The sequence below is a fragment of the Candidatus Sulfotelmatobacter sp. genome (assembly GCA_035504415.1).
Classification (GTDB): domain Bacteria; phylum Vulcanimicrobiota; class Vulcanimicrobiia; order Vulcanimicrobiales; family Vulcanimicrobiaceae; genus Vulcanimicrobium.
Genome location: DATJRY010000011.1, coordinates 511,128 through 535,846, shown reverse-complemented (window position 1 = coordinate 535,846; position 24,719 = coordinate 511,128). Strand labels below are relative to the sequence as shown.

Annotated in this window: 17 protein-coding genes; 11 read left to right on the top strand and 6 right to left on the bottom strand. The window is 70.5% G+C overall.

Features of this window, described 5'->3' with window-relative positions:
* Positions 1-114 precede the first annotated feature (114 nt).
* Complete coding sequence (locus tag VMD91_08890; GenBank protein ID HTW84167.1) at positions 115-285, top strand: hypothetical protein; 171 nt, start codon at positions 115-117, stop codon at positions 283-285.
* A 48-nt stretch (positions 286-333) separates the two neighbouring features.
* Positions 334-1,578 carry a diguanylate cyclase gene (locus VMD91_08885; GenBank protein ID HTW84166.1) on the top strand — a complete coding sequence of 415 codons (1,245 nt, stop codon included), beginning with the start codon at positions 334-336 and terminating at the stop codon, positions 1,576-1,578.
* Here VMD91_08885 and VMD91_08880 read toward each other — a convergent pair.
* Genes VMD91_08880 through VMD91_08870 form a run of 3 tightly spaced genes read right to left on the bottom strand, consistent with a single transcriptional unit; the run spans position 1,566 to position 6,798 of the window.
* Positions 1,566-3,266 carry a DUF885 domain-containing protein gene (locus VMD91_08880; GenBank protein HTW84165.1) on the bottom strand — a complete coding sequence of 567 codons (1,701 nt, stop codon included), beginning with the start codon at positions 3,264-3,266 and terminating at the stop codon, positions 1,566-1,568. The genes VMD91_08885 and VMD91_08880 overlap by 13 nt on opposite strands.
* Positions 3,263-4,873 carry a peptide ABC transporter substrate-binding protein gene (locus tag VMD91_08875; GenBank protein HTW84164.1) on the bottom strand — a complete coding sequence of 537 codons (1,611 nt, stop codon included), beginning with the start codon at positions 4,871-4,873 and terminating at the stop codon, positions 3,263-3,265. The genes VMD91_08880 and VMD91_08875 overlap by 4 nt, the downstream gene beginning before the upstream one ends.
* Positions 4,874-4,878: 5 nt before the next feature.
* On the bottom strand, positions 4,879-6,798 hold the full coding sequence (locus VMD91_08870; GenBank protein ID HTW84163.1) for a DEAD/DEAH box helicase: 1,920 nt from the start codon (positions 6,796-6,798) through the stop codon (positions 4,879-4,881).
* A gap of 194 nt (positions 6,799-6,992) precedes the next feature.
* Here VMD91_08870 and VMD91_08865 point away from each other — a divergent pair, with 194 nt between their 5' ends.
* The 7 genes from VMD91_08865 (at position 6,993) to VMD91_08835 (ending at position 19,407) form a co-directional block, all read left to right on the top strand.
* Positions 6,993-9,617, top strand: coding sequence for a bifunctional diguanylate cyclase/phosphodiesterase (locus tag VMD91_08865; protein ID HTW84162.1), 2,625 nt, complete (start codon positions 6,993-6,995; stop codon positions 9,615-9,617).
* Between the two features lie 114 nt (positions 9,618-9,731).
* Positions 9,732-12,380: a bifunctional diguanylate cyclase/phosphodiesterase gene (locus VMD91_08860; GenBank protein ID HTW84161.1), complete on the top strand. Its 2,649-nt coding sequence runs from the start codon at positions 9,732-9,734 to the stop codon at positions 12,378-12,380.
* 167 nt (positions 12,381-12,547) lie between these two features.
* Complete coding sequence (locus VMD91_08855; GenBank protein ID HTW84160.1) at positions 12,548-13,036, top strand: MaoC family dehydratase; 489 nt, start codon at positions 12,548-12,550, stop codon at positions 13,034-13,036.
* Positions 13,037-13,247: 211 nt separating this feature from the next.
* Positions 13,248-15,053 (top strand): bifunctional diguanylate cyclase/phosphodiesterase, encoded by a 1,806-nt coding sequence (locus VMD91_08850; GenBank protein HTW84159.1) that lies wholly within the window; start codon positions 13,248-13,250, stop codon positions 15,051-15,053.
* Between the two features lie 11 nt (positions 15,054-15,064).
* Positions 15,065-16,282, top strand: coding sequence for a CoA transferase (locus tag VMD91_08845; protein ID HTW84158.1), 1,218 nt, complete (start codon positions 15,065-15,067; stop codon positions 16,280-16,282).
* Positions 16,279-17,931, top strand: coding sequence for a SpoIIE family protein phosphatase (locus tag VMD91_08840; protein HTW84157.1), 1,653 nt, complete (start codon positions 16,279-16,281; stop codon positions 17,929-17,931). Before VMD91_08845 ends, VMD91_08840 begins: the two co-directional genes overlap by 4 nt.
* Positions 17,932-18,000: 69 nt before the next feature.
* Positions 18,001-19,407 carry a hypothetical protein gene (locus VMD91_08835; protein HTW84156.1) on the top strand — a complete coding sequence of 469 codons (1,407 nt, stop codon included), beginning with the start codon at positions 18,001-18,003 and terminating at the stop codon, positions 19,405-19,407.
* Here VMD91_08835 and VMD91_08830 read toward each other — a convergent pair.
* From VMD91_08830 to boxC, 3 genes are all read right to left on the bottom strand, one after another.
* Complete coding sequence (locus tag VMD91_08830; protein HTW84155.1) at positions 19,382-20,212, bottom strand: CoA ester lyase; 831 nt, start codon at positions 20,210-20,212, stop codon at positions 19,382-19,384. The two genes, VMD91_08835 and VMD91_08830, sit on opposite strands and share 26 nt — an antisense overlap.
* Positions 20,213-20,273: 61 nt before the next feature.
* Positions 20,274-21,701, bottom strand: coding sequence for a benzoyl-CoA 2,3-epoxidase subunit BoxB (gene boxB, locus VMD91_08825; GenBank protein ID HTW84154.1), 1,428 nt, complete (start codon positions 21,699-21,701; stop codon positions 20,274-20,276).
* Positions 21,701-23,371 (bottom strand): 2,3-epoxybenzoyl-CoA dihydrolase, encoded by a 1,671-nt coding sequence (boxC, locus tag VMD91_08820; GenBank protein ID HTW84153.1) that lies wholly within the window; start codon positions 23,369-23,371, stop codon positions 21,701-21,703. The genes boxB and boxC overlap by 1 nt, the downstream gene beginning before the upstream one ends.
* 122 nt (positions 23,372-23,493) lie before the next feature.
* Between boxC and VMD91_08815 the strand changes: the two genes are divergently transcribed.
* Both VMD91_08815 and VMD91_08810 read left to right on the top strand, forming a co-directional pair.
* The gene (locus VMD91_08815) at positions 23,494-23,973 is read left to right on the top strand and encodes a gamma-glutamylcyclotransferase family protein (protein HTW84152.1); all 480 of its coding nucleotides are present in this window, start codon (positions 23,494-23,496) and stop codon (positions 23,971-23,973) included.
* A gap of 111 nt (positions 23,974-24,084) precedes the next feature.
* Positions 24,085-24,378 (top strand): hypothetical protein, encoded by a 294-nt coding sequence (locus tag VMD91_08810; protein ID HTW84151.1) that lies wholly within the window; start codon positions 24,085-24,087, stop codon positions 24,376-24,378.
* Positions 24,379-24,719: the final 341 nt, after the last annotated feature.

Genomic DNA, 24,719 nt, shown 5'->3' with positions numbered 1-24,719 from the left:
CCATTGTTTGCGTGGAGGTTCGCTCGGAATGATCTGAACGGTGTCCGTTCCGACGTTCCTTGGCAAACCTCCGTACCCGACGGAGGTTTTTTCGTGTTTACGGACCCTTTGGTCTTGTCCGCACTCGTCGACGAGCGGCAGCGCCGCGTCATGCGCGAGCTCAAGCAGGCGCGAAGCGTCTCGCTGCGGCGCGCGTTCGGAACGCTCGTGCTGCGCGTCGGCTGGACGCTGGCGGTGCTCGGTGCACGGCTCGACGACGACGAGACGGCGCCGCAGCACGCCTAGCCGCGGCGCGGTACGGGGGCGGCGTCGGCGCTCGCCGAACGGTGTCGCGTGGGGACCGTGGTGACCGCCGCTCACCCGCTCGTCGCGCCGCTCGCCGTCGCGTTCGTGTTCATCGTCGGCATGATCGTCGCGCTCGGATCGCTCAACGCGATCCTGGCGGTCGTGCTGCGCGACCGCGTGGCGGGCTGGTACGCCGCCGCGATGCTGGCGTTCGCGCTCTACGACCTGGTGCAGTCGCCCCTCGCCGTGCTCGCGCCCGGCGCCCGCGACGCGCTCGGGACGCTGACCTTCGTCGTCTACCTCGCGCTGGTGACCGTCTTCGCGCGCACGCTGCTCGAGCTGCCGCGCATCGCGCCGCGGCTGTGGTGGCTGCTGCGCGTCATGTACGGGGGCGTCGTGGTGGTGAAGCTCGCGTATCTGGTGACGCCGGACGGCCTGCGGCGGGCGGGCCTGTTCGACGCGCTCGATCCGCTCGCGACGACGGCGTTTTTGCTGGCCGTGTTCGTCGCCGGCGTCACGGCGTGGCAAAAGGGGAACCCGCTGGCACGCTGGTCGAGCATCGCGTTCGCCGGCGTCGTGGCCGGCTTCGCGGTCGCGCTCTCCGGCGCGTACGGTGCCATCCCGCGCACGCCGCTGACCGATCTGGCTGCCGGCGCGGGCGTGGCGTGGGAAGCGATCTTCTTGTCGGTCGCGCTGGCGTATCGCATCCGCGGTTTGGCCGACCGTGCCGCCAGCCTGCAAGGCGAACGGGACGCCTACGCCGCGGCGGCGCTGCACGACGGTCTGACCGGCATCGCGAACCGCCGTGCCTTCGAGCAGCGCTTCGAGCAAGAGTGGCGCCGCGCCGCGCGTGCGCGCACGCCGCTGGCGTTGGCGATCCTCGACGTCGACTGGTTCAAGGCCTACAACGACAGCTGCGGTCACCCGCAAGGCGACCGCGTGCTGGTCCGGGTCGCGCACACCATCGCGAAGTCGCTGCGGCGGCCGGAGGATTTCGTCGCGCGCTACGGCGGCGAAGAGTTCGTCGTGCTGCTCCCCGGCGCCAACCGCGAGGACGCGGCCCGCGTCGTCGACGGCATCCGCGCCGCTGTCCGCACCTTGGGGATGGGCCATCCCGCCAGCCCGCTGGGCGTGGTGACGATCAGCGGCGGCGTCGCGAGCCTGGTGCCGCGGCTGCAGGCGCGGCCGATGTCGCTGCTCGCGGCCGCCGACCGGGCCCTGTACGCGGCCAAGCGCGACGGCCGCGACCGTATCGCGCTCGCGCGTTTCGGCTCGCGCGCCTACCTCTCTTGAGCGGCGAAGCGCCGCAGCACCGCTTCACGCAGCGTCGCCGGCGGCAACAGTCCCTGGTCGAGGATGAAATCGTGGAACGCGCAGGCGTCGAAGCGCGCGCCGAGCAGCGCTTCGACCTCGGCGCGCAACGCGACGAAGGTCGTGTACCCGTAGAAGTACGACGTCGCCTGACCCGGTGCGCGGAAGGTGTACCGCTCGACCTCGCTGCGGGCGAAGGTCGGTGAGTAGACGATCTCGCGCTCGAGGAAGGCCTGCGCGTCGGCCGGCGTGATGGCGCCGCTCTGCAGCTCGGGGTCGAGGAACGCGCGCGCCGCGCGGTGGAGCCGCATCTGCAGCGAGCACAGCTGGCCGGCGGGCGGCATGTACGGCAGCACGATCTGCTCGGCGTAGAGCGCCCAGCCCTCGACGTTGACCGAGTTGAAGGCGAACGCCGCGCGCGCCAGCGAGAGCTGGCCGTCCAGCATGCGGTCGAACTGCACTTCGTGCCCGGGCCGCGCTTCGTGCGCGGTCAGCGTCCAGGTCACCGCGTCGTGGGTGAAGTCGTCGCTGCGTTCGGTGCCGTTGCTGCCGGGTGCCGGCGGGACGTCGAGCGGAAGCACGAACTCGCCGACCTGTCCGGTGTTGCCGATCAGCGGCGCGGGGTTCATGTGCGCGGCCGGCATCTCGGCGCTCTCGGCGAGGCTGGCGATGCGGATGCGCGCGGGCCGGTCGGGCAGCGTCACCAAGCGTTCGCGCCGTACCACGGCTTCGATCTCCTCGAGCCGGCGGCGATAGAAGTCCACGATCGCTTCGGCGTCGCCGTGGATCTGCTCGCGCTTGAGCGCCCGGATGACGTCGCGGTAGTCGGTGGCGGTGATGCCGTGCGCGGCGGCGACCGCCGGCGCGAGCGCTTGCATCTCCGCCTGCAGCGCGTCGAACGCGGCGTGCGCGCGCGTCGCCAGCTCGGCTGGCGCGATGTCGACGCCGACGCGGACGAGGGCGGTCGCGTAGACGTCGGGCGGGAGCCGGTGATCGTGGCGCGCACGCGGCAACAGCTCGGCGGCGACGAAGCGCAGGTACGCCTCGGCCTGCGTGCGCAACGCCGCGTACGGCTCCTCCCAACCGGTCAGCGCCGAGTCGCGCAGCATCTCGCCGATGCCGTCGAGCAGCACCGGGCCGAGCGCCAGCGTGGTCTGCACCTCGACGACGTACGGTCCGACCAGATCGGTGCGCGCCAGCCGGGTACGCGTCTCGCGTTCGGCCGCTTGCGCGAAGGCGGGGACGCCGGGCTCGAAGCCGGCGTAACGGCGCAGCCGCGCCAGCGCCAGCGCTTTGCGCTCGGGCGGGTTCTGCTCGTCGAGCAGGACGCGCAGGCCGCCGAACTCCGTGCGCACGACGTCGATCACTTCGAGCAGCTGGGCATCGGCGACGGCGACCGCGCTGCGCACCGTCTCGATCGCCCGCTCGAGGATGGTCACGTCCTCGAGGACGCGCGGGTCGGTTTCGCTGCTCCGCGCGGCCGCCATGACGGCGCTCGCGTGCGCGACGTCGGCGTCCAGACGCGCGCGCCAGCCCGTGTCGAGGTCGGCGGTGAAGGCGTCGGCCTGCGGCAGCCCCATCTGCGAGCTGGCCTCCGGCGACGCGCGCGTATAGAGGGCGACGACGGCTTGGGCGAGCTCGTCGCTGCGACGGATCCATGCGGGTTTCACAGTGTCCAGGTTCCTACGTTCCAGAAGTCGCTCAGGGCTGGGGCCGGACGTACGCCGCTCAGGTCGTCGTTCCATGCGTCGACGTTCGCACGCCAGACGAGCGTGTGGTACGGGAGCGCCGCGCCGAGGCGGCGTTCGACCTGCGCGTAGAGCGCGCGCCGCCGCGCGCGATCGTAGGTCGCGTCGGCGGCGCGCTGCAGCCGGCCGAGCTCCGCGTCGACGACGCCCGAATAGTTACCGCCGTGCGGCGGCAGCGAGTCGGGGCCGGCGGTCTGCGTGTCGTCGGGATCGGGAAACGGCGTCCAGGCGAAGATTCCCAAGTCGAACTTTCCGCCGGCGAACAGGCCGCCGGCGCCGATCGGCGCGAACAACAGGTTGGCCGGCGCGTTGCGCACCGTCAGCTCGATCCCGACCGCGCGCAGCTGCTGCTGGATGAGCACTTCGGCGTTCTCGCGCGGGATCACGCCCGCCACCGTCGTGATCTCGGCGGTCAAGCGCCGGCCGTCGCGCACGCGGACGCCATCGGGACCGGTCTTCCAGCCGGCGCGATCGAGCAGCGCGCGGGCGGCGGCCGGATCGTAGGCGTTGGGATCGGGCTGCGGCGTGTAGGCCCAAGAGCGCGGGAAGATGTCGCCCCAATCCGGGAGGTCGACGTCGAGGTACACGGTGCGTGCGATCGCCTTCCAATCGATGGCGCGTGCGACGGCGTGCCGCAGCACCGGATCGGAGAACGGTTGGCGGCGAGCGCCGAAGACCAGCATCTCGTACGAGTCGAACGCGTGCGCGACCACACGCACGTCGGGCGTCGCCCGCAGCTGCGCGAGCTGCTGCTCGGGCGCGCCCCAGTAGAAGTCCAGGTCGTGGGTGCGCAGCGCGATCAGCAGCGTATTCTCGCTGGTGATGATGCGGTAGGTGACGCGTTGCAGGCCCGTCTTGCCGCCGTACCAGTACGGGTTGGGGACCATCTCGAGCACGACGTTGGGCGTGTAGGCGGCGACCATGAAGGGACCGCTGCCGACGGGGTGCAGGCTGAACGGGTCCTGGTTGAGGTCGTGGCCCGCGAGCAGATGCTTCGGCAGGATCACGCCCTGCGTGCCGCAGCGGAAGAAGCCGGCGACGAACGGCGCCGAGGGTGCGAAGAGGTGGACGACGACGGTGTGCGCGTCGCGCGCGACGACGCTCTTCGCTTGATCGTAGGGAAAGTGGAACGGCACGTTGTTGCGCGGGTTCATGTCCTGCTGCCAAGTGAACACGACGTCGTCGGCCGTCACCGGGACGCCGTCGGAGAAGCGCAGGTTCGGCCGCAGGTGATAGGTGATCGTCTTCCCGTCGGGGCTGATGCCGCCGTTCGCGCGGGTCGGCACCACCGTCGCGCCGTCGGGGATCGCTTCGCCGCGGTCGTCGTAGCGGATCAGCCCGCTGAAGAGGAACTGCGCGACGTCGGTGACGCCGGCTTGGCCCGAGAGCAGCGGATCGAGGTTGTCGAGCGTGCGTTCGACGCCGATGCGCAGGTGGCCGGGTTCCGTCCACGGATGCCGCGTCGCCGCGGCGGACGGGTTCGCCGCGATCAGCACGATCGCGGCGATGGCGGCCAGCGCGCGGCGCACCGCGTTCAGCCGTTGCGCGAGCGGCTGCGTCGACCGCGCCGGCGGCGTCCGCCACCGGCGCCGTTGCCGTTCGTGGGCTTCTCGGCCGGCGCCGTGCCGGCGCGCGCGGGGACCGGCGCGGCGCCCTTGACCGGGATCGCGGTGTAGCCCGAGAGCATCTCGTCGACGCGCTGATACGCGCTGCCGAGCGCGCCGGGGAGCGAGGAGCTGACCTCGATCACCCGCTCGGGCAGATCTTCGGTCGAGAACAGCGTGACGTACTTCTCGCCGTCGCGCTTGACGTCGATGCGGCGCTTCTCCCAGCGCACGCTCTTGGGGTCGACGGTCAGCATCCGCGCGGCGAACCGCTCGGCGTCCTCGTGCGGCGCGATGCGCCGCGCTTCGGTCACCCACTGATCCCATTTGGTCGCGAAGTCGGGGATCGCGCGGCCGCGCCGGTCGAGCGCGATGCGGGTGGGCGGCAGCTCGAGGCGCCAGTGTTCGATCGGGTCGATGGCCTGCCAGGTCGGCTTGATCTCGCGCGGCGCGGCGAAGGCGTCGATCTCGACCAGCGCGGTCTCGATCTCTTCCGCCGAACGGACCTTGGCGGCGCGCTTGGGATCGCGGCGCAGCAGCTCCTCGAACTTGTCGGCCACCTGCGCGGTCATGCGGCCTTGCGCGTCGATGTGCGGCGGCAGGCCATACAAGGAAGGAACGGTGACCAGCTGGTGGCGCTGCGCCTGGTCGACCAGATCGATGACGACCGCGGCGGGCTTGACCGACTTCTCGATCAGCTCGCGGCGCTCGAGGGCCGAGCTGGTCTTCGAGAGACCGTGGGCGATCTCGTCGACCGGGCGCAGCGCGCGCCCGGTGATCTGCGTGTAGAGGGTGGTCGACTTGGTCGGTCGCGCGTTGAGGATCACCTGGACCGACGGGACGTCGAAGCCCTCGAGGTAGAGGCCGCAGTTGACCAGCACGTCGATGCCGTCGCCGCGGAACTCGCGCACGATCCGCTCTCGCTCGTCGCGCGGGGTCTCGCCCGAGGCCCACTCGGCGCGCACGCCGTACTCGACGAACTCCTCGGCGACGTCGCGCGCGTGCTCGACCGAGGCGGTGAAGACCAGCGCCTTGAGCCCCGGCGTGTGCTGTTTGTAGGACATCACGATCCGCTTGTTGCGGTCGACGGTGTTGACCGCCGCCGCCAGCTGACCGATCACGAAATCGCCGCCCCGTGAGGCGACGTCGTCGAGGTTGGTGGTGGTCGCGACCGCGTAGGATTTGACCGGGACCAGGTAGCCCGCGTCGATCGCCTTGCGGGCGTCCATCGTGTAGACGATCTTCTCGAAGACGTCGACCAGCCGGACCCCGTCGCCGCGGTTGGGGGTCGCGGTGAACCCCATGACCATCGCTTCGGGCCGCTGGCCGAGGACCGCGTCGACGATCGCGCGGTACGAGGGCGCCGCCGCGTGGTGGGCCTCGTCGATGACGAACAGCGCGATGCGGCGCTTGAAGCGCGCCACGAACTCGTCGAGCCGTTTCTCCGCCAGCGTCTGCACCGTTGCGACGACGATCGAGCACTCTTCGGATGCGCGCCGCTCGGCCTTCTCGACGCCGATCAGCGCGTCGGGGTTCTCGACGCGCATCTTGTCGACGATCTGCTCGATCAGCTCGTCGCGATGCGCGACGACCAGCGTCACGTCACCCGGTCGCAGCGAGAGCAGTTTGGGAAGCGTCGCGATGATGACCGTCTTGCCCAGGCCGGTGGCCAGCGAGACGAGTTGACTGCGAACGCCGCGCGCGCGGTGCTCGAGAATCGCTTGTTGCGCTTCGACTTGATACGGACGCAGATGTGGCGCCCGTGGTGCCGCGATCGGCTGGGCGTTTTCGTGCGCCGTGCGGCGCCGGGGCCGTGCAGAAACGGCCGGCGACGCGTCGTGTAGTTCCATTGCGCCTTATGGAGGGAAACGCTCCGTCGCTCCTCGACGGGGCGAGAGGTCCGGTTCGAGACGCCGCGCGTCTGCAAGAGCCGGATGTTGGTTCTCTTCTTCACAGACCGCAGCGCGGACTCCTGGAGTTGCGGCACCGCAGCTCTCCGGCCAGGCTAAGGAGCGTGGCGTTCCAGCCGACTACCCAAGGTAGGGTGACGCTGGCGTCAGCGCCCTCGGCGCATCGTTTCGACCCGCTCCGTTCCGGGGCGGCGGCCATTCTCGCGGCTGCCGGCCTCGCCATGCCGCTCGTCGGCTACCGTCCGGCGGGGCTGCGCAGCGTCGATTTCGCGGTCGCGGTGCTGCAACTGGGCTTGGTCGGGTTGTTGTGGACGTTGTACCGGCGCGCCCCGCTCCGCGCGCCGGCGGTGCTGGCCGCGGCCGCGCTGGGCGTCACGCTGCCGATCATCGTGACCGGCGTGCGGGCCGATCCGGGGACGGGCACCTGGCTGGATTTCGGTCAGCACGTCGGCTTCATCATCGCCGCGCTCCTCTATGCGCGCGTGCGCGCACGCGACGACGTGATGCCGGCGGTCACCGCGCGTCGCTACTTCGTGCGCGCGCTCGCGATCGGTTTGGCCGGCGGGGTGCTGGTGACGCTCGTGTTCGCGCCGCTGCACGGGCGCCCGGGCGTCGATCTGGGTCAATTCGGCCAACAGGGCTTCGCCTTCGTGCTGATCGGTGCCGCGATCGTAGCCGCGTTCGTCGTGCTGGCGCGCAGCCGGCTCGATCTGCTCGACGCCGCGCTGGCGCTGGCGCTGTTGGCGCTGGCGTTGCTGCTCGGGTTGCACGTAGCGGCGCGCCGCGGCGGCGCGATGCCGGTCGCCGAGCTGCTGGCCATCGGCGGCGGCTGCACGGTCGCGATGATCTTCATCCGGGACGTGCTGTACTGGCGCGGCCGGGCTCGCGAGCTCGAGCAGCGCTTGTCCGACGAGTCGCGGCGCGCCGAACGCCACGCCCGCCGGCTCGACGCCATCTGGCGCCTGGGCGCCTCGTCGCTGGACGACGACGCGTACTTGGCCGCCTTGCTCGACGAGGGGGCGCAGGCGTTCGGCGACGGGCTGCGCTTCGCCGGCCGCATCGTCCACCTCGAAGGCGCCGATCTGGTCATCGATCTGAACTGCGGCGTCCCCGGCTATCCGGCGCAGCGCGCCGGCACCCGCTATCCGCTCGACGGCAGTCTGGGCGGCGTGCTGGTGCGCGAGGGGCGCACCGCGTCGGCCAGCGATCTGCACACCGATCCGCGCTTCTCCGATCGGCGCTGCACGCTCGAGAGCCCGCTGCGCTGCTACATCGGCACCCCCTTTCGCGTCGGCGAGACGCTGTACTGCATCAGCTTTCAGGGCTTGGCGCCGCAGGCGCGCTTCGACGCGTTCGATCGCGCGTACGTCGAGACGCTGGCCTCGCTGTGCGCGGCCCGCCTGTTGCAGCGCGCGCAAGTCGACCGGCTCGCGTATCACGTCGAACACGACGCGCTGACCGGCGCGCTCAACCGCGCCGCGCTGCGCGCGTACGGCGTGCAGGCCTTGCGCGAGGCGCGCCGGGTCGCGCTGGCCGTGGTCGACCTCGATCACTTTCGCGCCCTCAACGACACCTACGGCCACCCGTTCGGCGACGCGGTGCTCACCCGGACCGCGGCGCTGCTGCGCGCGAACGCCGCCAATACCATCGTCGCGCGGCTGGGCAGCGACAGCTTCGGGGTGCTGCTGCTCGACGTGGGCGACCGCGACGAGGTCGAGACGCGGGTCGCGCGCTGCGCGGAGCTGTTTCTCACGCCGCTGGAGATCGCCGAGTACGACGAGCGCGTGCACGTGAGCGTCAGCATCGGGGTCGCGATCGCCCCCGACGACGCGACCACCTTCGAGCAGCTGTTGGCCCACGCCGACGCCGCCGTCTCCGATGCGAAAGTCGCCGGCCGCGGGCGCTGGCACTTCTTCGACCGCTCCGCCGGCGAGGAGCTGCTGGTCGCGCAGCGCATGCAGAACGAGCTGGCCGAAGCGCTCGTGCGCGACGAGTTCGTGCTGCACTTCCAGCCGCACCTCGATTTGGAGACCGGCAGGGTCGTGGGCGCCGAGTCGCTGATCCGCTGGCGCCATCCGGTGCACGGCCTGTTGCCGCCCGACGAGTTCTTGCCGTACGCGGAAGAGTACGGAATGCTGGGCGCGATCGGCGCGTGGGTGATGCGCGAAACCGTGCGCCTCTCGAGCCGCTGGCGCGCCGCCGATCCCGGTTTCCGGACCTGGTTCAACCTCTCGGCGATCGAGCTGGGCGATCCCGGACTGCTGCGGCGCCTGACCGAGTTGGCGGGCGACCTGCGCGGCGTCGGCGTCGAGATCACCGAGACCGTCGCGATGCGCGACGTCGACCTCACCTTGCGCACCATCACCGGGCTGCGCGCCGCCGGCTTGGCGATCGCGCTCGACGATTTCGGCACCGGCTACTCCTCGCTGGCGCAGCTCAAACGGCTGACGGTCGATCTCGTCAAGATCGATCGCGCGTTCGTCGACGGCTTGCCGGACGACGTCCACGACGCGGCGATCGTCGGCGCCGTGATCGAGATCGCCGAGCGCTTCGGTTTCGAAGTGCTGGCCGAAGGCGTCGAGACGGAAGCGCAGGTACGCTCGCTCCTCGCGGCCGGCTGCCGCTACGGACAAGGCTTCCGTTTGGCACGGCCGATGACGGCCGAGGCGTTCGACGCCTGGCTGCGCAGCACGCGCCGGCGCGAGGCGGCCAGCCCGGTACGGCGCAACGCGGGGTTGGCGACCGCCGCCGAGGGCTAGGCCCCGAGTGTGCCGCGCCGCGGCATAGAGGCGTAGCCTCGGTCACGATCGCGCGCGGCCGGGCGTTCGATGGGAGCATTCGGCGCGATTACGGGAACGCTACGAACGATATCGATGAGCGCTTTCTTCCGAACGACCCGCGCGCTGGCGTCGAGGTGGGACGTGCGCATCGGCGCCGGGCTCCTCGCGCTGTCCCTCGTCACGCTGCCGTTCGGACGCTTGCAATTCCCCGACGCGGCCGCGTTCGTTCCGGCGCTGATGTTCAGCGGTGCGCTCGTCGAAGGCGGGATCGCGGTGCTGCTCTTCGTTCAGCTCCGCGGTCGGCCGCGGCGCTCGGGCGCGTTCTTGGCCAGCTCGTTCGTCGGCTTGGCGCTGCTCTCGCTGGCGATAACGTTCGCGTTTCCGCTCGGGCCTCACGGCGAGGCCTTGATCCCGGGCGGGGTGCGCACGATCTCGCTGCTGTACCCGGCCTGGTCGGTCCTGGTCGCCGTGTCGGTCACGGTCTACCTCGCGCTCGGCCTACGCGACCGGGACGGCGGCCTGGCCGAAGCGTACGTGCTGGCCGCCGGCCTGACGGTGGCCTCGCTGCTGGTGCAGGCGGGCATGCTGACCGTGCAGGCACGCCTGGCCGGCGGCATGCCGCTCCCGGGTCCGCCCTTCGGACCGTCGTTCGTCGTCACGCTGGCATTGGCAGCGCTCTTCGCCGCGCTGGCCTTTCGCGGCCGGATGCACGGCTTCGCGGCCGCGCTGCGGCTGGCGGTGCTGGCCGTCTTGCTCGACGCGACCGTCAACGAGCTCTCGTGGCGCCCCTACCAGCTCACGTGGTACGTCGGCCACGCCTTCTACCTCATCGCCGCGCTGCTCGTCTTCGGGGGCGCCGTGCGCGATCTGCTGCGCTGGGAAGATCGCGCGGCACGGGCCGAACAGGCCGTCGAGCGCGCCACCAGCGCCGGCCGCCGCCACGCCCAGCGGCTCGAGACGCTGTGGCGGCTGGCGGCCAACACCGTGCTCGACGACGAGGGCTACTTGTGCGCGCTGCTCGGCGCCGCGGGCAGCGTGCTGCAGGCGGGCACACCGTTCGTCGGCTCGATCATGCACCTAGACGGGACCGACTTCGTCGTCGACGTCTCGTACGGCGCGCTGAGCGATCCGCTGGTGCTCGATCCGGGCTCGCGCTATCCGGCCCGGGAGATGCTGGTCGGACACCTGCTGCGCGGCGAGCCGACGCAAGCATGGAGCGACGTGCGTGACGATCCCGCCACGGCGGCGACGCGCGGCGCGCGGCTGCACGGCGTGCGCGCCTTCATCGGCACCGTCTTCTGGGTCGGACCGACCAGCTACGTCTTAGCGCTGGCATCGACCTCGCCGCTGCAGACGCCGCTGCGCGCGCTCGACCGCGCGTACGTCGAGACGCTGGCCTCGCTGTGTGCGACGCGCCTCCACCAACGCACGCAGTCAGACCGGTTGCGCCATCAGACCGAGCACGACGCGCTGACCGGACTGCTCAACCGGGTGGCGTTTCGCGCGCGCGGCACGGCGTTGCTCAAGGCCGGCGAGCCGTGCGCGCTGGCGCTCGTCGACGTCGACGGCTTTCGCGCGCTCAACGAGCAGCTCGGGCAGCAGACGGCGGACGCCCTGCTGGTCGAGGTCGGCGCGATGTTGGCCGCGTGCCGCCCGGACGACGTCGTGGCGCGCTTGTCGGCCGACGACTTCGCGATCCTCGTCCCGGGCATCGGCGACGCGGCGGAGGCCGAGCGGCGGCTGCGGCCATGTCTGCGCGGCTTCGATCGGCCGTTCACGACCGGGACGCTGCGCGGCGTGCGCGAGGTGCGCTTGCGCGGGCGCATGGGCGTCGCGCTGGCCCCCCAGCACGGCACGAGCGTCGACGACCTGCTGGCTTGCGCCTACGCCGCGCTCGACGACGCGCGTGTGCGAGCGGTACCGTGGGCCGTCTTCGACGCGGCCCGGCCGCACGCGTCGCGCGACGGCGGGCACCTGCGCGTCGAGCTGGCGGCGGCACTGCAGCGCGGCGAGTTCGTGCTGCACTACCAGCCCATCGTCGGTCTGCGCGAACCGCGCGTCGCGGGCGTCGAAGCGCTGCTGCGCTGGCAGCACCCGCAGCGCGGCTTGCTCGAGCCGGCCGCGTTCGTTCCGTTCGCCGACGCGCACGCGCTGATGGCGCCGATCGGAACGTGGATCGTCGACGAGGTCGTGCGCGCCACCAGCGGTTGGCGCGACGCGTTGCCCGGCTTTCGCGTCTGGTTCAACGTCTCGGCGTCCGAGCTGCGCGGCGCCGACGCGCTGGCCGCGAGGTTGGAACGGCAGCACGTCCGCGGTCTGGGCGTCGAGATCGCCGAAGCGGTCGCGATGCAGGACGTCGACGCCGCCGCGCACGGCGCGACGGTGCTGCGCGGGGCGGGGCTCGAGGTCGCGCTCGACGACTTCGGTGCCGCGCGGTCGTCGCTCGGGCATCTGCAACGGCTGCCGATCGACGTCGTGAAGCTCGATCGCTCGTTCGTCGCCGGCGTGCCCGGCGACGTGCGCGACGAAGCGATCGTCGAGGGCGTGCTGAGCATCGGCCGCCGCTTCGGGTTTCGCGCCGTCGCCGAAGGAGTCGAGACGGCGGACCAAGCGCGCTGGCTGGCGCAGGCGGGCTGCGGCTACGCGCAGGGCTATCACTTCGCGCGCGCCATGCCGTTCGCGGCGATGGACGCGTGGCTGGCGCAGCGGCACGAAACTCTGCGCTGGGCGAGCCGTATGTAGGGCATGAGAACCGCGACCAACGCCAACCCGAACGAAACCCGCCTGGTGCGGACCGTTCGCCCCACCCTCCCGGGCACCGCCGGCTTCAGCGGCTGGGGCCCGCGCGTCCCCGGCCTCTGAGCCGCACGCTACGAAGAAACCGTCCTCGCGTCGCCGAACGCCGCCGGGTGATCAAAGAAGGCTGGCGCGGACGCTACTACGAGGACTTCGAGGTCGGTGACGTCTACCGTCATCGCCTCGGCCGCACCGTGACGGAGACGGACAACACGCTCTTCACGATGCTGACGATGAACACGAACCCGATCCATTTCGACGAGAACCTCGCCTCGAAGACGCCGTTCGGCAAGATCCTCGTCAACTCGTGTTACACGCTTTCGCTCGCGGTCGGGCTTTCGGTGTCGGATCTGAGCGAGCACGTGATGGCGAACCTGGGCTGGAACGACATCAAGCTTCCGAGCCCGGTCTACATCGGCGACACGATCTACGCGCACAGCGAGATCCTCGCCAAACGCGAGTCGGAGTCGCGACCCGACGTCGGACTCGTCACCGCCCGTACCGTCGGTGCGAATCAGCGCGAGCAGATGGTGATCTCGTACGAGCGCACCTTCATGGTCTACAAGCGTGGGCGCGACCCGCGCGACCAGCTCGGCGTCTAGCCCGGCCGTCCCACGAAGAACGTCCGGTTTCGCTCGCTCCCCCGCGCGAGCGGGCCCCCATTTCGGCGCTGCGGTTTCATCGTTCGCGGCCGATAGGGAAGATGGAGGACGATATGACGACAGCGATGCGGGGGCGCGTGTCGACGGCGGCAGCTCTCGTGCGCGTCGCCGTCACACGCCCTGATCCCGCCGTACCGACGCGGGCTCGGCGATGAACGAACACCAGGACCGCTTGCTGGCCGTGACGGCGCTGACGGGCGCCGCCAGCTTGGCCGACGACGTGTACGTGCAGCGCATCCTCGCCGAGGGGACGCGCCGGATCACGCAGAGCGTTCCGTGCTCGGGCTTTCTCGTCCACCTCGAGGACGAGGAGATCGTCTTCGATTTGGCTTGCTGGGCCGAAGGCGTGCGCGGCGCGCCGGCGCCCGGTCTGCGCACGCGGCTCGAGGACTCGATCCTGGTCGGGCTGATGCGCGGGGAGCGGACCGGCGCGTGGGCCGACATCCATCGCGAAGGCTACGATCCGTTGCCCCGTTCCAAGCGCGACACGCCGGTTCGCGCGCTGATCGGGACCCGCTTTCGCATCGGCCGCGTCGACTACGCGCTCGTCTTCGCCGCCGAGCGCGTGCACCGGTTCGACGACGACGATCGCGCCTTCGTCGAGGTGCTGGCCTCGCTGTGCACGGGGCGCCTCCAATGGAGCCGCGCCGGCGCGCTGCCGCCGGCGGCCGGGCGCGACGCGCTGACCGGGATCGGCACGCGCGAGACGCTGCGCGCGTTGGCGGGTGCGGCGCTGGCGTCGGGGAATCCGCACGCGGTCGTCGTGCTCGACGTCGACGGCCTGCACCGCGTCAACGACACCCTCGGCTTCGCGGCCGGCGACACGATCTTGGTGGAGGTCGCCGCGGCGCTCTCGCGCGTCGGCGGTCCGGATCTGCTCGCGCGGCTGGGCGGCGACTCGTTCGGCATCGTCCTGCGCGACGTCGCCGACGCGGCCGACGCCGAGCAGCGCGTGCGCGCGTACCTCGACGTCTTCGCGACGCCGTTCGCGATCGACGGACACGACGACGGCCGGCAAGTGAAGCTCACGGCCAGCGCCGGGATCGCGCTGGCGCCGCGCGACGGTCGTTCGTTCGACGAGCTGTTCGCGCGCGCCGACGCGGCCTGCTACGAGGCGAAAGAAGAGGGCCGAGCGCGTTGGCGGTTCTTCGAGCGCAGCCTGCTCGACCGTTTCGCCGAGGCGCAGCGGATGCACGCCGATCTGCTCGACGCGCTCTTGCGCGACGAGCTGGTGCTCCATTTCCAGCCGCACGTCGACCTCGCCACCGGGACGATCGTCGGCGCCGAGGCGCTGGTGCGCTGGCACCATCCGCGCCGCGGCCTGCTGATGCCGGCTGACTTCCTGCCGGTCGCGCAAGATCTCGGCTTGATGCACCGCATCGGCCTATGGGTGATGGAGCAGACGGTCGAGGCGACCGGCGTCTGGCGCGCCGCGCAGCCCGGCTTCCGCGCCTGGTTCAACTTGTCGGCGTTCGAGCTGACCGACCCCAACTTTCTGGCCCAGGTGCTGGCGTTCGACGGCGCGCTCGAAGGGGTCGGCGTCGAGATCACCCAGACCGTGGCGCTGCGCGACGCCGCGGCCACCACGCGCGCGCTCGCGACGCTGCGCCAAGCGGGCCTCGCCATCGCGCTGCACGACTTCGGGATCGGCGCCTCCTCGCTGGCGCGGCTCAAGCGCGTGCGCGTCGACATGCTGAAGATCGACGCGGCCGTCGTCGCCGGCTTGCCCGAGGACGCGCACGACGTCGCGGTCGTCGACGCGATGGTCGGGATCGCCGACCGTTTCGGTTACGAGCTGCTCGCGCAGGGTGTCGAGTCGCGGGCGCAGCAGCGCGCGCTGCTGCGCGCCGGCTGCCGGTGGGGACAAGGCTTCTTGTTCGGCCGCCCGTGCTCGAACGAGGACTTCACGCGTCTGCTCGAGGGTCGGCCTCCGCAGGACGCGGTCACCGCCTGCTGAACGCGCGGCGCGTGCAACCGCTCGCAGACGTCCGCGTGATCGCGGTCGAACAATTCGGTGCCGGCCCGTTCGGGACGGTGCATCTGGCCGAGCTCGGCGCCGACGTCATCAAGATCGAGGACGTGCGCTCGGGCGGCGACGTCGGCCGCAGCGTGCCGCCGTATCAGGGCGGCCACGACAGCCTGTTCTTCGAGACCTTCAACCACGACAAGCGCAGCGTCGCGCTCGACCTCACGGACCCCGGCGGCCGCGCGGTCTTCCACGATCTGGTGCGGCACGCCGACGCGGTGTTCTCGAACCTGCGCGGCGACATGCCCGAGCAGCTCGGTCTGCGCTACGCCGATCTCGCGCCCCACAACCCGCGCATCGTCTGCGTCTCGCTGTCGGGATTCGGGATGACCGGACCGCGCCGCGCCGAGCCGGCCTACGACTACGTGCTGCAAGGGATGGCCGGTTGGCAGTCGCTGACCGGCGCGCCGGACGGCCCGCCGACCAAGTCGGGCCTCTCGGTCGTCGACTACAGCGGTGGCCTGGTGGCGGCGTTGGCGCTGCTGGCCGGCGTGCACGCGGCGCGGCGCGACGGCGTCGGCTGCGATTGCGACACCTCGCTGTTCGACACCGCGATGAGCATGCTGACCTACGTCGCGGCCTGGACGCTCGCGCCCGGCGGTGCCTACCGCCCCGAGCGACTGGCGAACTCGGCGCACCCCTCGATCGTTCCCTTCCAAAATTTCCGCACCGCCGACGGTTGGATCGTCGTCGTCTGCGCGAAGGAGAAGTTCTGGCGCCGCCTGGTCGACGCGCTCGCGCTCGACGCCGTGCGCGCGGATCCGCGCTTCGCCGACTTCGCCGCGCGTCGCGCGAACCGCGCCTTGGTGGAACGGACGCTCGCCGAGATCTTCGTCACCCGCTCGAGTGCGACGTGGCTCGAGCTGCTGACCGCCGCCGGCGTCCCGTGCGGACGCGTCAACGAGGTCGACGAGGCGCTGGCCGATCCGCAGACCGGCGCGCGCGGGCTGATCGCGACGACGGACCACCCGCGCTTCGGGAACGCGCGCTGGATCGCCAGCCCGGTACGCGTCGGCGAACCGCTCGCGGAGCATCGTCGCGCGCCGCAGCTGGGCGAGCATACCGACGCGATCGCGCGCGAGTTGCTCGGCTACGACGACGAGCGGATCGCCGCACTGCACGCGAGCGGCGCGCTGGGCGACCCCGCGGCGGTCTCGTGAGCGAGGCGGGCGAGGAGGGACGCCTAGCCGCCGAACGGATCTTGCAGTTCTTGCTCGACGCCGGCGACCTGCTCGCGTCTTCGCTCGACGTCGACCGCACCTTCGAAGCGATCGCACGCGCGGCCGTGCCCTACTTGGCGGAGTGGGCCGGCATCTTCTTGCCCCAGCCGGATGGTTCGCTCGGCGCGCGCGTGATCGTGCATCACGATCCGGCGCTCGTCGAACGTACCTGGGACGTCGTGCGCAGGTATCCGGCGACGCGCGCCAGCGACGGCATCGTGGCCGTCATGCGCACCGGTCAATCGCGGGTCGTCCCGCGGGTGACGGCCGAGATGCTGGCGGCGGTCGCGCAAAGCGAGGAGCAGCTGCAGCTGATGCTCGACGCGGGGATCCGCTCGGTGATCTCCGTGCCGCTGCACTCCGGCGGCCAGACGATCGGCGTGCTGCAGCTGGTCAACTCGCCGCAGGGCGAGGCGACCGACGCCGAGCGGCGCGCCGCCGAGTTGCTCGCCGCGCGCGCCTCGGTCGCGCTCGACAACGCGCGCCTGTTCGCGCGCGAACGGCAGATCGCGACCGCCTTCCAGCAGGCAGCGCTACCGGCGTCGTTGCCGGCGCTGGTCGGGCTCGCGCTCGACGCCGTCTACGTGCCGGGCTCCAACGAGAGCCTGGTCGGCGGCGACTGGTACGACGCGATCCCGCTGCGCGACGGCCGGCTCGTCGTGTCGGTCGGCGACGTCGCGGGCAGCGGCCTGGAGGCGGCGGTGCTGATGTCGGCCATGCGTCAGGCCGTCCGCACGATCGCGCTGGTGCACGCCGATCCGATGACCATCCTCGACGCGGCCGACCGCGCTCTCAAGAACGAGCATCCCGACCGCGTCGTGACCGCGGTCGTCGGCGTCTACGATCCCGTCGAGCAGGAGTTGTCGTACGCCTTGGCCGGTCATCCGCCGCCGCTGCTGCGCCGTGCCGGCGGCGAGATCGAGGCGCTGGAGGGTTCCGATCTCCCGCTCGGCTTGCGCGCCCGCGCGGCCGGCGCGGCCGCGAGCATTCGGCTCGGACCGGGCGACCTGGTCCTCTTCTACACCGACGGTGCGACCGAGGTGTCACGCGACGTCGTCGAGGGCGAACGGCAGCTGCGTGCTGCGCTCGCCGCGGTGCCGTTGCACGCGGCCGATCCCGCGCGCGCGATCCAGCGCGCGGTGCTGGCGGAGCGCACCAGCGACGACGTCGCGATCCTGGCCCTCACCGTCGTCCCGTTCCCGGCCGAGCGGCGCGCGGTGTGGTCGTTCGCGAGCGAGGACGCGCGCGCCGCACGCGCCGCGCGCCACGAGTTCGTCGCGCTGTTGGTCGCCCGCGGCTTCGACGCGTCGGCGGCGTACGCCGCCGAGCTCATCTTCGGCGAGCTGGTCTCCAACGTCACGCGCCACGCACCGGGGCCGGTCGAGGTCGTCTGCGATCTGGGCACCGAGCCGGTCTTGCACGTGCTCGACCGCGGGCCGGGCTTCGCGCTCATCACGCACCTCCCGACCGACGTGCTGGCCGAGCGCGGCCGCGGGCTGTACCTGGTCTGGAGCCTGAGCGAAGAACTGAACGTCAGCCGCCGGTACGGCGGCGGCGCGCACGCACGGGCGGTGCTCGCCGGCCGCTGAGCGGGGAAACCATCTGCGCGCGGCCAAGTGCCGCGTCGTTCCTCTTTTCCGAAAGGTGTGGTTCGGTTTATGAGACGAGCGTTCGCCGTGACGCTGATGTTCGCGTTCGCGCTTATCGTGTGCGGGAGGGCGTCGGCGTTCGACACCGGCCCGCACGCCAGCCTCACGGAAGACGTGATGCGCACCCTGGGCTTCAGCGGCGCCGCCGCCGACGCGACCCAGGTCGAGAACTGGTTGACCGATTACTATACGTCGACGCCGACGATCGGCTCCGGCCCGCAGTGCCAGCTCGAGAAGCTGCATTTCGACGACGTCTTCAGCAACGCCGCCATCGCGAGCTACTGGGCGAACTTGGCGGCCAACACCAAAGCGGCCGCGCAGAAGGCGGAGCAGGACAACGACGTCGTCGAGTTCCTCGCCGTCATGGGAATGTCGCTCCACGTCGTCCAGGACTTCTACAGCCACTCCGACTGGGTGGAGGCGCACGGCGTCGGCGGTTACTACAAGACCAAGACGTGGTTCGAGGACAAGACGCCGCCCACCAACCTGTACACGGGCTGGTACGCCAACTGCCTGAACATCCCGCAGGGCACGCACGTTCCGCACGGCGGCTACACCTGGGGTCTCAATCACGACTCGGTGGTGCGCCCCAACTATGCGAACGCGTACGTCTACGCCTGGGCCGGCTCGTACGAGTGGGCGCGCAACGTCATGAGCTGGGTGTCGAGCGGCTTCTTGAACAAAGTGAAGGCGTACGCACCGAGCTCGTCCGACGCCAAGGACCTCGCGTACGACCAAGAGGCGTCGATCTACGTCTCCGAGTGGATCCAGAATCCCGTCAACAAAGCCAACCTGGACGGTCATTGGAACGGCAACCGCAGCGGGTACGCGGCCGCGTTCGCGGCCTTCGTCGCCAAATGGACGGGCTCGCACGACTCGGTCTACGTCAAGACGTTCAAGACCCGCGCCGTCTACGCGACGCTCAGCCGGAACCTCTACACGACGACGACCGCGCCGATGCCGAGCATCGCCCAGTATCCCACCACCGGCACCGTCTTCGCGATGCGCACGCTGAGCGTCTACGCGAACTCGGCCTTCACCGGGACCGACTCGTACTTCGGGACGCTCAGCTCGAATAACGCCGGCCTCAAGCACTGGTACCGTGACGCTTCGCAGTACCACCTGCCGCGCACCAGCGTGCCGTGGCTGCAGCTCATGCTCGTCCCCACCAGCACGAGCCAGATTCCGTTCAGCTATACGCTCTGGAACGAGTTCGGGACGACCAACAACGATCAGGTTCCGATCCAGGGCGGCAAGAAGACGCTGAACTTCACCTGCCAGACGAAGAACGCGTCGTGCAGCGGCGACGTCAACGGCGGCCCGTGGACCGCCTCCAACCCGTACACGACGGCCGGGAGCGGCACCTCCGGGGTCAAGGTGCAGCTCTACTTCACGACGACGCCGGCGAAGGACTGACGCCGGCGCGGCGCAGCACGCGCTCGGCGGAGGTGATGATCGGCGCGTCGATCATCGTCCCGTCGAGCACGGCCGGCGAGCTGCGCGCGGCGGCGTCGACGATCCGCAGCGCGTACGCGATCTCGTCGTCGCTGGGCGCGAACGCGGCGCGCACCGGTCCTAGCTGCGCGGGGTGGATGAGCAGCTTGCCGTCGTAGCCCATGCGCCGCGCCGCGGCCGCGTCGCGGCGTGGAATCTCGGGATCGCCGTACTCGCGCGAGGGGCCGTCGATCGCCCAGCGCCCGGCGGCACGCGCCGCGACCAGCAGCCGGGCGCGATGCGGCAGCATGACGTCGAAGTCGGGCTCGCTGCCCAGCGCGGCGGAGAGATCGTAAGGACCGAAGGCCAACGCCAGGACGTTCGGCGCGGCCGCGATGCGCTCGCAGTGCACGATCCCTTCGGCGGTCTCGATCAGCGCGATCTGCGGCACCTCGCCGATCGCCGCCGTCACGTGCGCGAGATCGCCCGGATCGGCGACCTTCGGCACCACGACCGCGGCCGGGCGGCGCGCCGACGCGAGCATCGCGAGGTCGCCGCGCCCGTCGGCACCGTCGGGCGGATTGATGCGCACCGCGACGCGGCGTACGTCCTCGTGCGCGTCGAGGAACGCGTGGACCTGATCGCGCGCGAACGCCTTGCGGTCCGGCGCGACGGCATCCTCGAGGTCGAGGATCCCCCCGCTGGCGCCGACCGCGTCGAGCGCTTTGACGTACCGGTCCGGTCGGTCGCCGGGCACGAACAGCAGGAGCGAAGGATCGAGCGCCACGCCCCCGCCCTTCGCTGTGCGCGCGCCGATCACTCCGCTCGGTGCGGGCAGGCCGGCGGCGTCAGGCCAGTCGCACGTACTCGTAGTCGACGGGGCGGTCTTTGATGCCCTTCTCGGGTGGCGCGATCCAACCGGCCATCTTGCCGGGCTCGAAGACGCCGTGCATCAAGCTCGTGATGAAGGCGCGATCCGCGGCGCCGGGCAGCCAGCTCGCGAGCTGTGCGTCGTACGCCGACTGCGCGATCGGCGTGCCGTCGGGATCGGTCGGGACGTTGGCCCAGCTGCCGACGGTGCGCCGAAAGCGCACGCTGGGCAGCCGGAAGCGGAACCCGTGACCGGCGGCGTCGATCAAGCGGTTCCAGCGCGCGAGCCCCTTCTCGCAGTCCTCGACGTACGAGACGCGTACGAACTCGTTCATCGCGTTGCGCAGGGGGATGCGCTCGATCCGCGCGCCGCCCTTGCCGTCGGGGACCTCGAGGTCGTAGATCGTCTCGCGCTCGACGTGATCGACGTACCTCTTCTCGTCGGGACGGCCTTTGAGGCCGTTGGCGAAGTAGGCCGCCGCGTTCGAGCTGGTGTCGGCGCCGAACAGATCGAGCGACGAGGAGAACCAGAAGTTCAAGTAGCGCTGGATGGTCGGCAGATCGATCGCGCCGGCGTTGCGGATGGCGAGGGGATCGTCGGTGCCCAGCTCGTCCATCACTTCGAGCGTGCGGCGGGTGACACGCGAGATGCCGGTGTCGCCGACGAACATGTGGTGCGCTTCTTCGGTCAGCATGAAGCGGCAGGTGCGCGCCAGCGGGTCGAACGACGATTCGGCGAACGACTTGAGCTGGAACTTCCCGTCACGGTCGGTGAAGAAAGTGAACATGAAGAACGAGAGCCAGTCGCTGATCGGCTCGTTGAAGGTCGAGAGGATGCGCGGGTTGTCGGCCGCGCCGGAGTGGCGCTGCAGCAGCGCTTCCGCCTCCTCGCGGCCGTCGCGCCCGAAGTACGCGTGCAGCAGGTAGACCATCGCCCACAGGTGACGGCCTTCCTCGACGTTGACCTGGAACAGGTTGCGCAGGTCGTAGAGCGAGGGCGCGGAGTGCCCGAGCTGCCGCTGCTGCTCGACCGACGCCGGCTCCGTGTCGCCTTGGGTGACGATCAGGCGGCGCAGCGTCGAGCGGTGTTCGCCGGGGACCTGCTGCCAGACCGGCTTGCCCATGTCGTCGCCGAAGCCGATGGTGCGATTCGCGTCGGGCTCGGCCAAGAAGATGCCCCAGCGGTAGTCGGGCATGCGCACGTAGTCGTAGTGCGCCCAGCCCTTCGTGTCGACCGAGATCGCGGTGCGCAGGTAGACGTCGGAGGCCTGGAAGTCGGTCGGACCGAGCTCGTTCCACCACCGGAGGAAGGCCGGCTGCCACTGTTCGAGCGCGCGCTGCAGCGTGCGATTCGCGCCCAGGTCGACGTTGTTGGGGATGCGGTCTTGATAGTCGATGTTCGTCATCACACGCGGTTCCGGTCAAAGTGCGGTTTGGTGCCGGTGCCGAAGAGCGTGAGCGCGCCCTGCTCGCCGGTCGCGTTGGGCCGGATGAAGACCCAGTTCTGCCAGGCCGAGAGCCGGCCGAAGATCTTGGTGTCCAGCGTCTCCTCGCCGCCGAAGCGCAGCGAGGCTTCCATCCCCGTGAGCGCGTCGGGCGAGAGCGCCGCGCGCTCTTCGATCGCGAGGCGAATCTCGTCGGGCCAGTCCAGCTCGTCGGGCGCGAACGTCACCAGGCCGGCGTCGAGCGCGTCGCTCGCGGTGTAGACGAAGCCGCGCGCGCTCAGCAGCTCGTTGGGCTTCTCGGGCGCGCCCAGAAAGCGGGTCTGCAGGCGCGAGCGATCGTTGACCATCGGGAACATTCCCTCGTTGCACGCGTCGAGCACGATGACCGGCCCCTCGCCGTCGGCCGCGTCGAGCATGTACGCGCGGTCCGCCGCCAGCGCCAGCTCGAAGAAGAGGCCGCCGAAACACGAGCCCGCGTCGATCAGCGCGTACAGGCTGCGCGAGCTGACGTCCAAGCGCGCCAGGGTGCGCCGCAAGAGCCCGATCGTCTCGCGCACCAGCCAGTGCTCGCCGAACGCCTCGAGCTGGTGGCCGGCCGCGAGCACGGCGTCGAGGTCGCCCTCGGTGCGCAGCACCAGCAGACCCAGTTCCAGCTCGTTGGTGCGCAGCCACAGCAGCGCGTCGTCCAGCTCGCGTGCCAGCGCCAGCGGCCACCAGGTGTCGCCGGCCGCTTCGATCCCCGCGACGTCGACCGGCAGCGGGTCCTGCGGCGCGCGCAGCAGCAGCGTCGCCGTGCGTGCGGCGCGGTCGAACGCGACCTCGACGTGACGGTAGCGCAGGCCGTTCCCGTCGACCAGCTTGCGCAACGGGTGCAGCGTGATGCCGCGCGCGTCGCTCGGCCGCGGCGACGCCGCGGCGCGGGCGTGCGCGCGCTGCGCGACCAGCGCGGCGAAGTCCGACGGGCTCGCGATCGCGTCGACCAGGTTCCACTCCAGCGCGCGCTGCGCGCGCACGCCGTCGGCGTTGGTGCAGAACACGTCGGCCAGGTCGCGGCGCACCTTGCGTTTGTCGGTCAGGCGCGTCAAGCCGCCGGTGCCGGGCAGCACGCCCAGCAGCGGCACCTCCGGCAAGCTGACCGTCGTCGAGCGGTCGTCGATCATCAGGATCTCGTCGCACGCCAGCGCGATCTCGTAGCCACCGCCCGCGCACGCGCCGTTGACCGCCGCGACGAACGAGAGCCCGTCGTACCGGCTGGAGTCCTCCATGCCGTTGCGCGTCTCGTTGGTGAACTTGCAGAAGTTCACTTTCCAGGCGTGCGAGGACGTGCCCAGCATGTAGATGTTCGCGCCGGCGCAGAAGCTGCGGTCCTTGGCGCTGGTCAGCACGACGGTCGCGACCGCGGGGTGCTCGAAGCGAATCCGATCGAGCGCGTCGCGCAGCTCGACGTCCACGCCGAGGTCGTACGAGTTCAGCTTGAGCTTGTAGCCCGGCCGCAGCCCGGCGTCTTCGTCGACGTCGAGCGCCAGCGTCGCCACCCTGCCGTCGACGGAGAGCTTCCAGTGCCGATAGCTCTGCGGCGAGGTCTCGAAGTCGACGGGTCCGGCGTCGGCCGGCACTGCCAGGGTAACCATGGCGATCCTCTCGGTCGATCGGGTGTGTCCTGCAGTATACTGCATGGTAACCACCGACGCAAGTAGTATGCTGCAGGGTCGTCGATAGCTGCCGGGCGGCCACAGCCGGCGAACGGGCCAGCGTGCCCGTGTACCTTGCCGCCTACGGCACCCTGCGGACCGGCCAGTCCAACGGCGTCAGCCCCGCCGTGCTGGCCCGGCTGCAAAGCCGCGGCCCCTGTCTCATCCCCGGCCGGCTGTATCTCGTCCACGACGGGCCCGACGCCTACCCGGGCCTAGTGCCGTCGGCGAACAGCACGGATCGAGTAGTCGGTGAACTGTTCGAGATTTCCGAGAGCGGGGCAAAGGCGAAGGAAGTCTTGAGGCAACTCGACGTCTACGAGGACTGCCATCCGAGCGATGCGGCCCGCTCGATGTACGAACGTTGCCGTATTGTTGTCCACCCGGTGGCCGGGTCGCCAGTCCGCGCGTGGGTGTACCTGTACACACGAACGATCGAGGGCATGACGCTGATCGGGAGCGGCGACTGGGTCGACGCCAGCTCGATGGGCGCAAAAGCGCGACCCCTTGACGGCGAGTTTCAGCCGGGGGTTGGTCGATAGCCGCCTCGCATGCACATGTGCTTTGAGGGCCGTGTTCGCTAGGCAAGCAAGCGTGAGTTCCTTGTGTTCCTACCGGTAGATCATCGAGTAGCATTATGCAAAGCCGTCAGTGTGAAGATCTCCGTCAGCATAGCAGATCCACTCGCGCACCGGCTCGGGCAGCATGCTAGGCGGATTGACGGCGCGACCGTTTCATCGATTACGGAGCTGGCTCTCCAACGGCTTCTTGCACTTCCCGAACATGAGCAGCAGGTCTCATTCAGCGGCATCGCCTCGCGCGCAGGGCTGCATCTCGTGCTGGATGGATGGCGGCTTTTTGGTATCTCCTCGGAGAAGAGATGGGCCGAGAGGATTCGATTAGCAATCCTCACGCACCGCGGCAATACGGCGGCTTCATTCTCGTAATGCTACTGAACCGCACGAACGGTCACGAAGAAGAAAGCGATCCGTTCCCCGTGCGTCTCTGGCCAGCGCAGTCTTTGCCTGGAAGTCCGGCACCAGAAGAGTGGGTCTTCCTACGCTCAGACTTACCCGATGCGTCTGCGGCGGCCGTCGCGGCCAAGCTGTTCGAACTCGGCGTTGACCTATCGCCGGTCGCCCCGATCAGCTTCGATGATTTCGCCGACAGAGTGACTTCACGCGTGCGCGCCGCGATAGAAAATCTCTACGTCGAGCATCCTTTACGCGAGCCTCTGCTTCTTGCCGCGAATGGACGAACGGTCTCGATAGCCAATTCGGCTGGAGTT

What these genes read in the sequence shown, in the direction of transcription:
- VMD91_08870 (HTW84163.1), bottom strand. Translation starts at nt 6,798, where the DNA reads ATGGAACTACACGACGCGTCGCCGGCCGTTTCTGCACGGCCCCGGCGC.
- VMD91_08860 (HTW84161.1), top strand. Translation starts at nt 9,732, where the DNA reads ATGAGCGCTTTCTTCCGAACGACCCGCGCGCTGGCGTCGAGGTGGGAC.
- VMD91_08850 (HTW84159.1), top strand. Translation starts at nt 13,248, where the DNA reads ATGAACGAACACCAGGACCGCTTGCTGGCCGTGACGGCGCTGACGGGC.
- VMD91_08835 (HTW84156.1), top strand. Translation starts at nt 18,001, where the DNA reads ATGAGACGAGCGTTCGCCGTGACGCTGATGTTCGCGTTCGCGCTTATC.
- boxB (HTW84154.1), bottom strand. Translation starts at nt 21,701, where the DNA reads ATGACGAACATCGACTATCAAGACCGCATCCCCAACAACGTCGACCTG.
- boxC (HTW84153.1), bottom strand. Translation starts at nt 23,371, where the DNA reads ATGGTTACCCTGGCAGTGCCGGCCGACGCCGGACCCGTCGACTTCGAG.